Origin of the sequence: Stappia albiluteola, from assembly GCF_014050225.1 — a bacterium.
Lineage (GTDB): Bacteria > Pseudomonadota > Alphaproteobacteria > Rhizobiales > Stappiaceae > Hongsoonwoonella > Hongsoonwoonella albiluteola.
On sequence record NZ_JACFXV010000053.1, the window covers coordinates 218,897 to 231,945 of the forward strand.

10 protein-coding genes and 1 riboswitch are annotated in these 13,049 nt (G+C 63.1%); of the genes, 3 read left to right on the plus strand and 7 right to left on the minus strand.

The window, feature by feature from the left end; all coding sequences use genetic code 11:
• The first annotated feature begins 146 nt into the window (after positions 1-146).
• A complete protein-coding gene (locus tag H2509_RS11420) occupies positions 147-926 on the plus strand; it encodes an SDR family oxidoreductase (RefSeq protein WP_182165350.1) in 780 nt (259 codons plus the stop codon).
• A 494-nt stretch (positions 927-1,420) separates the two neighbouring features.
• Here the strand turns inward: H2509_RS11420 and H2509_RS11425 are convergent, their stop codons facing one another.
• The 3 genes from H2509_RS11425 to H2509_RS11435 all read right to left on the minus strand — a co-directional run bounded on the left by H2509_RS11425 (position 1,421) and on the right by H2509_RS11435 (position 7,441).
• Positions 1,421-2,764: an OmpP1/FadL family transporter gene (locus H2509_RS11425; RefSeq protein ID WP_182165353.1), complete on the minus strand. Its 1,344-nt coding sequence runs from the start codon at positions 2,762-2,764 to the stop codon at positions 1,421-1,423.
• Between the two features lie 397 nt (positions 2,765-3,161).
• Positions 3,162-6,311, minus strand: coding sequence for an efflux RND transporter permease subunit (locus tag H2509_RS11430; protein ID WP_182165356.1), 3,150 nt, complete (start codon positions 6,309-6,311; stop codon positions 3,162-3,164).
• Positions 6,308-7,441 (minus strand): efflux RND transporter periplasmic adaptor subunit, encoded by a 1,134-nt coding sequence (locus H2509_RS11435; RefSeq protein ID WP_182165358.1) that lies wholly within the window; start codon positions 7,439-7,441, stop codon positions 6,308-6,310. The genes H2509_RS11430 and H2509_RS11435 overlap by 4 nt, the downstream gene beginning before the upstream one ends.
• A 321-nt stretch (positions 7,442-7,762) precedes the next feature.
• Here H2509_RS11435 and H2509_RS11440 point away from each other — a divergent pair, with 321 nt between their 5' ends.
• On the plus strand, positions 7,763-8,422 hold the full coding sequence (locus H2509_RS11440) for a TetR/AcrR family transcriptional regulator (protein ID WP_182165361.1): 660 nt from the start codon (positions 7,763-7,765) through the stop codon (positions 8,420-8,422).
• 268 nt (positions 8,423-8,690) lie between these two features.
• On the opposite strand, the gene H2509_RS11445 is transcribed toward H2509_RS11440, so the two are convergent.
• From H2509_RS11445 to H2509_RS11455, 3 genes are all read right to left on the minus strand, one after another.
• Positions 8,691-9,800, minus strand: coding sequence for a TRAP transporter substrate-binding protein (locus H2509_RS11445; protein ID WP_182165363.1), 1,110 nt, complete (start codon positions 9,798-9,800; stop codon positions 8,691-8,693).
• Between the two features lie 14 nt (positions 9,801-9,814).
• Entirely contained in the window at positions 9,815-10,624 is an 810-nt protein-coding gene (gene thiD, locus H2509_RS11450) for a bifunctional hydroxymethylpyrimidine kinase/phosphomethylpyrimidine kinase (protein ID WP_182165366.1), read from the minus strand.
• Positions 10,621-11,367: a hydroxyethylthiazole kinase gene (locus tag H2509_RS11455; RefSeq protein ID WP_182165369.1), complete on the minus strand. Its 747-nt coding sequence runs from the start codon at positions 11,365-11,367 to the stop codon at positions 10,621-10,623. Before H2509_RS11455 ends, thiD begins: the two co-directional genes overlap by 4 nt.
• Positions 11,356-11,466, minus strand: a riboswitch (TPP riboswitch). It overlaps the preceding gene by 12 nt.
• A gap of 123 nt (positions 11,467-11,589) precedes the next feature.
• Between H2509_RS11455 and H2509_RS11460 the strand changes: the two genes are divergently transcribed.
• Positions 11,590-11,826 (plus strand): Lrp/AsnC ligand binding domain-containing protein, encoded by a 237-nt coding sequence (locus H2509_RS11460; protein ID WP_182165372.1) that lies wholly within the window; start codon positions 11,590-11,592, stop codon positions 11,824-11,826.
• A gap of 111 nt (positions 11,827-11,937) precedes the next feature.
• Here the strand turns inward: H2509_RS11460 and H2509_RS11465 are convergent, their stop codons facing one another.
• The gene (locus H2509_RS11465; protein WP_182165374.1) at positions 11,938-12,921 is read right to left on the minus strand and encodes a DMT family transporter; all 984 of its coding nucleotides are present in this window, start codon (positions 12,919-12,921) and stop codon (positions 11,938-11,940) included.
• Positions 12,922-13,049 lie beyond the last annotated feature (128 nt).

The window sequence follows — 13,049 nt, forward strand, 5'->3', positions numbered from 1 at the left end:
AGTCCCTCGCATCCGTTCGCTTTTTCTCAAGTCATGAGCGGTGATGCGGACGACCGCTCCCTTTCCGGCGTGCACCGACGCCGTGACAGGGAGGGATCGAGGCACTAGTTTCCAAGCACGGAGTTCCGAGAATGGACGGAGGATCAATGGATCTGGGAATTGCGGGCCGCAAGGCCATCGTCTGCGCCTCGAGCCGGGGGCTGGGGCGCGGCACCGCCGAGGCGCTGGCAGGGGCCGGCTGCGAGGTCGTCATCAACGGACTGGATGCGGCAAGGCTCGACAAGACGGCGGCAGAGATCCACAGCCGCTACGGCGTGACCGTGACCGCGGTGGCTGCCGACGTGTCGACGCCGGAAGGACAGGCCGCGATCCTGGCGGCCTGTCCGGAGCCGGATATCCTGATCAACAACAATGGCGGGCCGCCGCGCAAGGATTTCCGCGAGCTCGACCGCGAGGCGATGCTTCAGGGCGTCATCCAGAACATGGTGACCCCGATCGAACTGATCCAGCAGGTGGCGGACGGCATGGCCGAACGCGGCTTCGGCCGCATCGTCAACATCACTTCGCTGTCGGTACGCATGCCGATTGCCGGCCTCGACCTTTCCAGCGGCGCGCGGGCCGGCCTGACGGCCTTTCTGGCCGGCGTCTGCCGGCAATTCGCCGCGAAAAACGTGACGATCAACAACGTGCTGCCGGGCAAGATGGACACCGACCGGCTGCGCGGCGGCTTCGAACGGGCCGCCAGCCAGACGGGCGCGGCTATCGCCGAAATCCGAGCGGCGCAGGCGGCCGAGATCCCGGCGGCACGTTTCGGCAGCGCGGAGGAATTCGGGCAGATCTGCGCCTTCTTCTGTTCGGCCCATGCAGGTTATGTCACGGGCCAGAATATCCTCGTGGATGGCGGGCTCTATCCGGCGGCGTTCTGAGGGAGGTATGAGGCGGCTGAGCCCGGGGCAAACGCTGGCCGGACACACAGGCGTCTTCCCGTGAAAACGGGGAACCATCTGTTTCAGCCGCTAAACCTCTGGCGCCGGCGAATACTGGATGCCCACCTGCGTGGGCATGACAGAGTTTGTGGCTACCCCGGTATCCGGCTCGTCTTATGCGGGCATGATCCGCGTATGCACGCGTAGCCTTCGCCTTTTCCACCGCCTGATGGATCGCCGGGGCATTTCGCGGTACTGGGCCCGGCGAAGACGAGTGGAGAGGCTGTGCCATTTTCCTCGGGCCGTAGGTCGCTTGATGCCCGCGTTCTCGAGCATGACAGAGCGTGCGGCTGCCTTTCTGCCGTAACCCCTCGCTTCGTCATACGCGGGCTCGACCGGCGTATCCATGCGGCACTCAGAGCTCAACGATTTTAGCCAAACAAAAAAGGCCGGGGATTTCCCGGCCTTTCTCATTTCCACCTGTCGGCGAAAAATCAGTACTTGGTCGTGATCGGCTCGTCCGCGTGCGTCGGGCCACCCCAACGATAGCGCACCGACGCCGAGATGATGTCGACGCTGGATTCGGCCTGCCCCGTGAAAGAACCAATACCCGAGTTGTAGTCCTGATGACCCTGGACAATAGCGATATCGCCGTCCTCGGCGAAGATATGCGTGTAACCAAGATCGAAGGAGAGATCATGGTTGAAGTTGTAAGTCAGGCCACCAGACACCCAGATGCGATCGCTGTCCGGCAGCCGAGTAGAGCGGATATCGTCGTCGATCGGCGAAATCTCGTAAGCGAGACCCGCACGGAGGGTCAGTTGCTCGTTGTAATCATACTCGCCGCCGAGGGCGAAGAACCAACCGTCATCGTAGTTGAACGGCAACGTCTGAATAGTCGCACCATTCGCATCCGCCACCACCTTTGGCTCCGTAAGGCGACTCCAATTCGTCCACTCCACCGTACCAAGAACGCGGAAGCTCTCATTTACGCGCTGCTTGAACGAGAAATTCACTTGATCGGGGGTGATCAGCTTTGCAGAGATCGGCGTTACTGACCCTGGCGTGGGCGCCGGAAAGACAACTGCCGGAACAGTCAGATCGCCCTCAAGCTTATGTGAGACAGCAGAACGATAACCTAGCCCGAACTCGGTTCCTTCGAATGGCTTGTATGTAATGCCTGCCGTAGCGCCGAACCCAACATCGTCGCCGTCCAGGATTCCCGTTCCCAAAGTCAGAGACGTCGGCACTCCACGCTTTAGCGAGACATCAAGATATTGCACTTGCAGACCAGCTGCGATGGATACCTGATCGTTGATCCGATAGCCTGCAATCGGATTGACGTTGATCGAAAAAGCGCTGGAGGAGCGGGAATAAAACTGACCTGCCCAATTGTTCTCCGGCTTGGTTCCGAGCCCGAAGGGAGCATTTATCGCTAGGCCAACGAAGATATCTTCATTTACTTTGTAGGCTGCGTAAGTTGACGGAACAAAAGCATCATTGCCGATATCGCCAGAATTGACGTTGCTATCAAACACTCCGAGGCCGGCAAGTGCCGGATTGGCAGTGTAGTCGCTCTGCTTGATCTCCGAGTCCGGGATGATAACCGTGTTATGGCTCTCGAAGGTCAAACCGTCGCCCGCGCCGGTGATCGTCGCGGGGTTCCAGAAGACCGAGGAGATGGACGGGCCGGTGGTGCCGTAGCCCGCGAAGGACAATCCCTGATAGTAGGCGCTCTGCTCGCGGATCGCGAAAGCGCCAGCGAATGCCTCACTGCTCGTCGCAACAAGGGCCAAAGCCGCAACCGACAGCTTCGCCCACTTCATCGTCTCTTTCATTTGCCCTTTTTCCTCCCGCGGAACCCGTAACGCACAGGACCTCTCTTCTCAGCCGGAACATGCAGAAAGCGCTTCCCGAAGGCAATTTACCTTTCCGCGAGCGTCATTCGCCGAGAGGCAGGCGGCGAATCGCAATGATTATATTGACGTTACGTCATATCCTCGACGCTAATTCATCGCGCCGTCATTTTCACCCACGGAATCCTTCAAAAGCAGCGGCGTATGGTCGGGAAAAACGCTAATTGCCCATTTTTTAGGCAACTTGGACTTCAGGATAGCGATCCGAATATTCGCGCGATGGTGTCACAGAAATGCAACAAAAACCGCCCCCGGCGGAATGCCGGAGACGGTGATATCCGATGCTTCGAATCGTCTTTTCTACCGGAAGAGGCGGAAATCACTCCGCAGCCTGCGCGAGCGTGACGGGTTGCGCCTTGCGCTCGGGCAGACCGATGACTTCGGCCGACGTCTCAACCTGTCGCTTGTCCAGCCGTTTGCGGAACCACAGTGCGTAGAGCGCCGGCATGAAGCAGAGCGTGAGCACGGTGGCAACACTCAGGCCGCCGATCATCGAGATCGCCATCGGCCCCCAGAAAACGTTGGTCGTCAGCGGAATGAAGGCAAGCACCGCCGCCAGAGCGGTCAAAATCACCGGCCGGGCACGGCGGACGGTCGATTCCACGATCGCCTCGCGCATGGTGGCCCCGGCGTTTAGGTCATGCTCGATCTGGTCTGCCAGGATCAGCGTATTGCGCATCACCATGCCGCCCAGCGCGATGACGCCAAGGATCGCGACGAAGCCGAACGGCGCGTCGAAGAGCAGCAGGGCCGCCACCGCTCCCACAAGCCCGAGCGGGAAGGTGAGGAACACCAGCACCATCTTCGAGATCGACTGCATCTGCAGCATGATGAGGATCATCATCACCACGAACATCACCGGAAAGACCTTTGCGAGCGCCGCATTGGCCTTGCCAGATTCCTCCGCCGCGCCGCCGGCGTCGATGCGGTAGCCGGGGGCAAGCGTCGCCTGCAATTCCTCCATCTTCGGCAGCAGGGCCCCGGTGACGTCCGGCGCCTGGACGCCATCCACCACGTCGGAGCGGACCGTCAGCACGGTCTCCCGGTTGCGCCGCCACAGGATCGGCTCTTCCGCAGAATAGGCGACGCGTGCCACCTGCGAGACGGGGATCGGCACCCCATCCTTCACGGCGACGACCATGTCGCCGAGGTCGCCGAGATCCGCCCTTTCTCCTTCAGCCGCCCTGACAACGACGCCGATCTGGTGGCGGCCTTCGCGCAGCGCGGTCACTTCCCGGCCCGTGAGCAGGCTCTGCAGGGTCAGGCCGATATCGGACGTGGACAGGCCAAGCGCCCTTGCCCGCTCCTGATCGACCTCGAGACGCACGGACTTGACCTTCTCGCCCCATTGCAGTTCGACGTCCCGGGTGCGCGGTTCGGCGCGCATGATGTCCCGCACCTCGCCAGCGATACGTCGAACTTCCTCGCGATCCGCGCCGACGACCCGAAACTGGACCGGATGACCGACGGGCGGACCGAGTTCCAGCCGCCGGGCCCGGCCACGCACAGGCCCTTCCTCAGCGGCAAAACGCGCGCGAAGTTCGCCGAGCAGCCGCTCGGTATGTTCCCCGCCCTTGGACTGGATGAGGATCATCGCGTAGTTCGGATTGGGCAGGGCCGGATTGTAGGCAAGGAAGAAACGCGGCGCACCGGCGCCGACATATGTCGTGAAATAGTCGAGGTCCCCGCTGTCCTTCAACCAGGCCTCCAGCTTCTGCGCCTCGGCATTGGTCGCCTCGAAGGACGACCCCTCGGGACCGCGCAGCTCGACGATGATCTCGGGCCGCGAGGAATTGGGGAAGAACTGCTTCTGCACGAAGCCCATGCCGTAGCCGGCGGTGACCAGCAGGCCGACTGTCAGCAGCACGACCGCAAGGCGGAAGCGCACGCAGAAGGCGATGAACGCCCTGAGCCCGCGATAGGAGCGCGTCTGGTAGATGGCGTTCTCGTCTTCGCCCGTATGGGCCGCCGCGCGACGCTCCAGCGACTTCGGCAGCAGCTTCAGCCCAAGATAGGGCGTGAATACCACCGCAACGACCCAGGAGATCAGCAGCGCGATCGTCACCACCCAGAAAATGCCGCCGGCATATTCGCCCGCCGACGACTGCGCGAAACCGACTGGAAGAAAGCCCGCCGCCGTCACCAGCGTGCCCGTAAGCATCGGGAAGGCGGTGGACTGCCAGGCATGAGTGGCCGCGCGGAAACGGTCCCAGCCCTGCTCGATCTTCACCACCATCATCTCGATAGCGATGATCGCATCATCCACCAGCAAGCCGAGCGACAGGATCAACGCGCCGAGCGAGATGCGCTCCAGGTCAATGCCGATCATCAGCATCACCAGGAATGTGCCGGCAAGGGTGAGTGGCACGGACAGCGCCACGATGATGCCAGTCCGGAAGCCGAGCGAGACGAAGGAGACAAGCAGCACGATGGAAATGGCAACGAGGAACTTGAAGACGAACTCGCCGATCGCCTCGTCCACCACTTCCGGCTGGTCGGAGACCTGATGCAGCTCCGTACCGAGTGGCAGCAGCCGCTTAATCTCGACGGACTTCGCCTTCAGTGCCTCGCCGAGATCCAGAACGTTGCCGCCATCGGCCATGGCAATGCCGATCATGATCGCCCTCTCGCCGTCATAGCGGGCGGAAAAGGTCTGTGGATCCTCCACCCCACGCGAGACCTTTGCGATATCGCCGAGACGGAAGGTGCGGCCATTGACCTCCACCGGCACGGACGCGACCTCCTCAACGCCAGACAGTTGGCCGGAAACGCGCACCTGCACCCGCTCCGTCGGCGTTTCGACGGCACCGGACGGCACGACGGCGTTCTGGCGGTTCAGCGCATCGAAGATGGCGCTCGCCGGAATGCCGAGCGTGGCGAGCTTGGCATAGGAGATATCGACGAAGATCTTCTGGTCCTGCTCGCCGAAAAGCTGGACCTTCACCACATCGGGAACCGAAAGGAAGCCTTGCCGCACGGTTTCGGCCAGATCGGACAGCTCCGTCCAGCTTGCCTCCGGCGCGGTCAGGGCGAAGATCTCGACATAGACGTCGGAATATTCGTCGTTGAAGAAGGGACCGACGACGCCTTGCGGCAGTTCGGCGCGAATATCGCCCACCTTCTTGCGGACCTGGTACCAGAGTTCCGGCACCTCGGCAGGCGGTGTGTCGTCGCGCAAGAAAACCTGCGTAGCGGCGAAGCCGGGTCGCGTATAGGTCTCGACCCGGTAGAGATAGGGCAACGTCTGCAGCCGGGTCTCGATGCGTTCGGCGACCTGGGTCTGCATTTCCTCGGCCGTCGCGCCCGGCCAGGCTGCCGTCACCACCATCACCTTGACGGTGAAGGCGGGATCCTCGTTGCGGCCGAGCTTCAGATAGGACCAGGTGCCGGCCGCGGCCAGCACGAGGATGAAGAACAGCACCAGCGACTGATGCCGCAGCGCCCAGGCGGAGAGATTGAAGGATTTCATCTGACCACTCCCACGCGCAGGCCGGTGGTCTCCGCCGCCCTCTCCTCGATCTGGACGGCGAGCTTCTCGTCCAGTCTGTGGGCCCCCATGCTGACGACAAGGTCACCGGGCCGAAGAGCGCCCTCGACCAGCGCATAGGTCTCTTCCATGCGCTGCAAGGTCACGGGTACCGCCTCCACGCCGTCGCGAGACGCATTGGCGCGCCAGACATTGGCGGCCTCGCCCCGGTACCAGACAGCAGACAGCGGCACCACGACGGCGGAATTCACGGCCTCGCGGGACAGGTGCACGGTCGCGGTCATGCCGAGCTTTGCGAGCTTCTTCGGGTCGTCGATGCGGAAACGGGCGCGGAAGGTACGCGCGGCGGGATCGGCTCCTGGCGCGAGCTCGCGCAGGCTCGCGTCGAATTCCTCACCCGGAAGCGCCCAGAGAGTGACATGGGCCTTCGCGCCCTTCAGCCCCGCAAGCCTGCTTTCGGGGATGGCGATCTCCGCCTCGCGGTCGCCGTCACGCGCAAGGGCGACAATCGATTGGCCGGCGGCGACCACCTGGCCAGGTTCGGCGGAAACCGCAGTCACCACTCCGTCGGCATCAGCCTTGAGTTCGGCATAGGCAAGCTCGTTTTCGGCAAGCGCCCGCCGTTCGCGCGCTGCCTCGAGCGCTTCGCTCGCGGCGGACGCCGCCGCCTTGGCGGCCTCGAAACCGGCCTGGCTGGCATGCCCTTTTTCCCGAAGCTCCGAGGCGCGTTCAAGATCGGCCGCAGTGCGTTCGGCCTCAGCCTCGGCCGCGCGCATCTCAGCAGCGGCGGCGCGGAGGGCGTGGCTGTAATCGTTCGCATCGAGGCGGGCGACAACGTCGCCGCGCGACACCCTGTCGCCAACATCCACCAGGCGTTCCGCCAGCTTGCCGCCTACGCGAAAGGCGAGCGGCTGGTCGATGCGCGCTTCGATGGTGCCGGTGAAGCTCGACAGGTCGAGGCCTTGCGAGGATTTCACCTGCTCCGCCCAGACGATACGCGGCGCTGGAAGGGAACCTTGCGCGCCCTCCTCCGCGTTTTCGGCGGCATTGGGCTGGCAGGCCGCGAGGAGGAGAGCTGCCGCCAGCGAAGCGAATGAGGGCAAACGGGGCATGATACCGTCCTGAAAAGGTGCGTTGGCGCCTGTCGGAATGTTGTGAGGACCGGCCCGGGAGATGGATAGCGGGCGAATGGCCGCACCCGACCCCGGTTCAGTCCCATTAACGTTTGCATCATATTGTCTGAGAACTGACGATTGTCAATAATCATCAGTCAATATATATTAATCATCAGCACCGCAGACGGATTCAGACCCTGCTGCGGCTCAGGCTGGCAAAAACGCCGGCAAGGCTGCACAATCGGCGTGCAGATCGATTCAAAAAACGCAGAAAGGCAACGCGCGACACGCACGATGGTTAAGGAACTGGAAAAGCAGATGGCTGACGACGCCTTCCTGCGCGACGGCACATGGTCGCCGGCGGCGCTGGAAATGCGGCAGAAGATCGTGGACACGGCGAACCGGTTGTTTCACGTCTACGGCTACCAGAAGACGACCGTAGCCGATATTGCGCGCGAACTTGGCATGTCGCCGGCAAATGTCTACCGCTTCTTCGCTTCCAAGACTGCGCTGACCAAGGCGGTGACAAAACTCGTCACGGACGAATTCCAGCGCAATATAGAGGACGTCGCTGCGCGGCGCGATATCGCTCCTCCCGAACGACTGCGCCTGATCGCCCGCTCCCATTTCGAACTGATGCGCGAGCGCTACGCCGTCAACCGCAAGATCCACGACCTGATCGAAGCGGCCATGGACGAGGCGTGGGACGAAATCGAGATGCACAAGGCGGATATGCGCCGGGTAATGGCGCAGGTGATCGAGGAAGGCATCAGCAATGGCGATTTTCCCGAGCAGGATGTCGCGACCGCCGCCATGCTGATGCAATACAGCCTGATCGTGTTCTTCCACCCGGTGCTCGTCTCACAGGCCCAGCGCTGCATGACCGACGAGCAACAGGAAGCGATGTTCGATCCGATGGTCGACTTCGCCCTCGCCGCACTGAGGAACGGCAGCTATCGCAGCATGCCGGAGGCGTGAGCGGCGGGAAGCGGCTGACGATGGAGTGCTGGGCTGCCCCGAGCGACACTTTCGGCCATCAGCGCGGTGGGCCGCCTTTCCGCTCGTCTTCGCCGGGCTTGACCCGGCGATCCATGGAAGCTGCGGCAAGTGGAAGCGCCGCGTGGATACGCGGGTCAAGCCCGCGTATGACGAACCGAGAGGCCGAGGACCAATCGACGCCCGGGTTTCGGGTGAAACTACCCCAAGGACGAGAAATCGTTCCAGAACCGACGCTTAGGGTCAGGACTCACTGATCGCGGGCGTCAAGATAGAGACGCGTGGAAAGCCTGCTCCAGGGTGCGAGCCGCGCGCGGGCCTGCTGGAAGCTTTCGACCACCCTGGCGCTCAGGGGATCCAGCTGCGCGACGGAGGCAACCACGTCCTCCGAAGTGGAGCGCAGCGCATCCAGCACATCCTTCGGGAAGATGCGGATCTGGACGCCGTGATCCTGCTGGAGCGCGGCGAGTTGGCCTGCGTTCATCCATTCGCTTTCGGCCAGCGAGCGGGCGTTCTCCGCCCGGCACACATCGCGCACGATGGCCTTGAGATCGTCGGGCAGACCTTCGAAGGCAACGGTGTTGAAGAGCGCCTCACCCGTCCCGTTCGGTTCGTGGAAACCCGGCGCATAGTAAAACTTCGCGACCTTATGGAACCCCATGGCGGTGTCGCTCCAGGGGCCGAGAAACTCGGTCGCGTCGATGAGACCGGATTGCAGCGCGCCGAAAAGTTCGCCCGGCGGCAGGGAAACGGGCGTGGCGCCGAGCCGGCGCATCACCTCGCCGCCGAGGCCCGGCATGCGGATCTTCAGCCCCTTAAGGTCGTCGAGGCCGGTCAGTTCCTTCTTGAACCAGCCGCCCATCTGCACGCCGGTATTGCCGGCCATCAGCGGACGGACGCCAAAGGGCGCGTAAAGCTCGTCCCATAGCGCCTGGCCGCCCCCCTGCTCCACCCAGGTGATGTGCTCCAACGGGAGGAGGCCGAAGGGAACCGCGGTGAAGAACACCGAGGCCGGTATCTTGCCCTGCCAGAAGAAGGACGCCGAGTGGCCCATCTGCGCGGTGCCGGACGACACCGCGTCGAAGACTTCGAGCGGCGGCACCAGCTCTCCGGCCGCGAAAAGGCGGATGCGAAGGCGGCCGCTGCTCATCAGCGCGATCTGGTCAGCAATACGCTGCGCGGTAATACCCGGCCCCGGCAGATCCTTCGGCCAGGAAGTCACCATCTTCCATTCGATGGTCGGCTGCGTCGATTGGGCGACGGCCGGCGCGGCAAGGCCGGCACCCGCGCCGGCGGCCGAAAGCGCAAGCATGCGGCGCCTCGTCACGGCACCCTGCCCCGAAGTCTTCTTGTTGGTCATTGCGCTTTTTCCGTTCACTGTCGCGTGGGCCATAGCCGGTGGAAATGATGCACCGGGCCGTGGCCGGCACCGATCTCAAGCTCGTCCGCCGCCTTGATCGCAGCGGTGATATAGGTTTTCGCGTCGGCCACAGCCTCGGTCAAGCTTCGGCCCTTGGCAAGTCCGGCGGCAATCGCCGAGGACAACGTGCAGCCCGTGCCATGCGTGTTGCGGGTTTCATGGCGGGCAGCCCGGAACCAGGTTTCGCCATCGGGTACGGCAAGGACATCGGCACTTTCCCGCCCCTCGCCATGCCCCCCTTTCAAGAGCACGGCTCTGGCCCCGAGCGCAAGCAATCCACGGGCCTGCCCGACCATTTCCGCAGCGTTTCGCGCAGGCGTGGCGCCAAGCAGCCTTGCCGCCTCCGGCAGGTTCGGCGTGACGAGGCTCGCCACGGGCAAGAGCCTTTCGATCAGGACGCTGACCGCCTCGGGCGCGACCAGCGGGTCTCCGGACGCAGCCACCATGACCGGATCGAGCACGATCCTCGAAATCTCGTGTCGGACAAGGCCGTCGCCGACGGCCTCGATCACGGCCGGCTGCGACAGCATACCGATCTTCACCGCATCGACCTTCAAGTCGGAAAAGACAGCATCAATCTGCGCAGCGACGAAATCCGCCGGTACATCGTGGATCGCCGAAACGCCGAGCGTATTTTGCGCCGTCAGTGCGGTAATCACGCTCGCGCCATAGACGCCAAGAGCGGAGAAGGTCTTCAGGTCCGCCTGGATACCGGCGCCTCCGCCCGAATCCGAGCCCGCTATGGTGACCGCGATAGCTGTCATGCCGTTTCCTCCGCCGCCCAAAGCCGGCCGGCGTCCAGAGAATAAAGCGTATCGAGAAAAGCGGGCACAAAGCTGCCCGGGCCACGTGACGCCTGGGCTGCTTCCTCGCCCGCGACACCCATGACAGTAAGCGCTGCTGCCCCGGCAATAGCCGGATCTTTCTCCACCGCAAGGAATGCCGCCGCGACGGCCGAGGCGGCGCAGCCCATCGCCGTGATCCGCGCCATCAGCGAATGGCCATGCCGCACCTCATAGGCCGACGTTCCGTTGACGACGAGATCGACCGGACCGGTCAGCGCCAGCGTGGTATTGGCAGCTACCGCGAATTCGCGCGGACCGAGCCCCCCGGAGAGAGCCGCGGCTTCCTCCGCATTGGCGCGCACAATCGCGGGGCCCATTGCCAGGCACTCCAGTGCGAGATCGAGCCTGGCCCTGGAGCGGTTGGCAAGAACGGGATCGAGAACCACGCCTAATCCGGCATCGCCTGCCGCCTGGAAGGCGAGCGGAATGGAAGCGCGCCGTTCGTCGTCCACGGTCCCCAGGTTGACGAGGAGACCTTGTGCGCTTTTGACGAAGCCCGGCACCTCCTGCGGCGCAACGGTCATCGATGGCACAGCACCCAGCGCCAACAGCACGTTCGCCGTGAAATTCTGGGCAACGGTATTGGTGATGCAGTGGATACGCGGCGCGCGGGCACGCAGGCCTTCGAGCGCAGCCGCAGTCCTTCCGACAATCGATTCCATCCCAATTCCCTCCGCCGGCACGATCCGGATCAGGTTCCAGGAGTTGGCGAATGCCTCTCAGCCCGGCGTGCAAACACTCGGGCACCCCCTTGAGACAGCGAAGAGCTAGCAATGACGGCGCTGAAATTCAAGCAGCAGGCACAATTTAAGGGAAAGGCTTGCCCGCGCGCATGGCTTCCTGTTCACTGCGGCCGAGTTGAATACCTAGGGTCGGAGCGCGCGATGATACCGTTCTTCATGATGATCAAATGCCACCTCGGCAAGGCCTATCAGGTCGCCAACGCCATCGCCGACGCGGAGATCGCCTCGGAGATCTATTCGACGGCCGGCGACTACGACCTGCTGGTGAAGTTCTATGTCGAGGACGAAACGGATATCGGTCACTTCGTGAACGAAAAGGTGCACCCTTTCGAGGGTATTCTCGACACCAAGACGATCATTACATTCAAGGCGTTTTGATCGGAGCGATACGCTCCGATCGGGCAAGGCGTTTTGATCGGAGCAATACGCTCCGATCAGGCAAGGCGTTCTGATCGGAGCAATATGCTCCGATCGGGCAAGGCGTTCCGATCACGCGCGCGACGGCGAGGAGGCTTTTTGCGCCTTCGAGCGGTCAAGGCCGAGCCGGCGCTCGCGGAAAATGACGAAGATCCCAGCGGATATCACGATCGCCGCGCCCAGCAGCACCTCGACCGTCGGCACTTCCTCGAAAAGCAGCCAGCCGACCAGAAGCGCCCAGAGCATGGTCGTGTATTCGAAGGGAGCGATGGTGGAGGCCTCCGCATAGCGGTAGCTCTGCGTCAGCAGGATCTGGCCGATGCCGCCGAGAAGACCGATCATCACCAGAACCAGCGCATCGCCTGCATCCGGCACGACCCAGCCGAAGGGCAAGGTCAGCAGCGAGAACAGCGACGTCAGCGCCGAGAACCACAGAACGATGGTCGCCGTGCGTTCCGTCGATGTCAGGTTGCGGACGAAGACCGATGCGAGTGACATGAAACAGGCGGCCGCAAAGGCGAAGATCGCCCCGCTCGCCGCCTGGTCGCCGAAATCGCTGCCGGAGAGATGGGGCGAAAGAATCACCATGATCCCGCAAAAGCCGATGAAGACCGCCGACCAGCGATAGATGCGGACCGCCTCGCCGAGAAGCAGCCAGGCAAGGAAGACCGTCATCAGAGGCGCGGAAAAGCTGATCGCGGTGGCATCCGGCAGGGGAATGCGGGCAAGGGCGGAGAACCACAGGGCCATTGCCGAAGCGCCGACGATGGCGCGTCCGACATGCCCGAGCGGCCGGCGGGTGGCGAATGCCGCGCCCAACTCGCCGCGAAAGGCGATCATCACCAGCACCGGGATCATGCCGAAGAAATTGCGGGCGAACAGGATTTCGCCGATCGGGATCCGCTCGGAAGCAATTTTGACCAACGCGATCATACCGGTGAAGATCAGCGCCGAGGTGACCTTGAGCAGGATGCCGACGAGCGGGCTCGTCCGGTTGAGGTCGCTCGCCGAGGTGACGGGAGCATTTTTGGTTCGAGCCAGGCTGGCAGGCGGCATGGACAGAGCACTTCACAGGTTGGAGGCCGCGCGCGAGCACGCGACAAAGGGCAGAAAGCCAGCATCCAGCTCCGCCTGATCATCGGTCATTCATAGGACAAATGGCTGCAGGCGAGAAGCGCGATGAG

Excerpts from the sequence above, each read along its gene's own strand:
- H2509_RS11460 (WP_182165372.1), top strand. The coding sequence starts at position 11,590 with ATGATACCGTTCTTCATGATGATCAAATGCCACCTCGGCAAGGCCTAT.
- H2509_RS11430 (WP_182165356.1), bottom strand. The coding sequence starts at position 6,311 with ATGAAATCCTTCAATCTCTCCGCCTGGGCGCTGCGGCATCAGTCGCTG.
- H2509_RS11435 (WP_182165358.1), bottom strand. The coding sequence starts at position 7,441 with ATGCCCCGTTTGCCCTCATTCGCTTCGCTGGCGGCAGCTCTCCTCCTC.
- H2509_RS11445 (WP_182165363.1), bottom strand. The coding sequence starts at position 9,800 with ATGACCAACAAGAAGACTTCGGGGCAGGGTGCCGTGACGAGGCGCCGC.
- H2509_RS11425 (WP_182165353.1), bottom strand. The coding sequence starts at position 2,764 with ATGAAAGAGACGATGAAGTGGGCGAAGCTGTCGGTTGCGGCTTTGGCC.
- H2509_RS11455 (WP_182165369.1), bottom strand. The coding sequence starts at position 11,367 with ATGGAATCGATTGTCGGAAGGACTGCGGCTGCGCTCGAAGGCCTGCGT.
- H2509_RS11440 (WP_182165361.1), top strand. The coding sequence starts at position 7,763 with ATGGCTGACGACGCCTTCCTGCGCGACGGCACATGGTCGCCGGCGGCG.
- thiD (WP_182165366.1), bottom strand. The coding sequence starts at position 10,624 with ATGACAGCTATCGCGGTCACCATAGCGGGCTCGGATTCGGGCGGAGGC.
- H2509_RS11420 (WP_182165350.1), top strand. The coding sequence starts at position 147 with ATGGATCTGGGAATTGCGGGCCGCAAGGCCATCGTCTGCGCCTCGAGC.
- H2509_RS11465 (WP_182165374.1), bottom strand. The coding sequence starts at position 12,921 with ATGCCGCCTGCCAGCCTGGCTCGAACCAAAAATGCTCCCGTCACCTCG.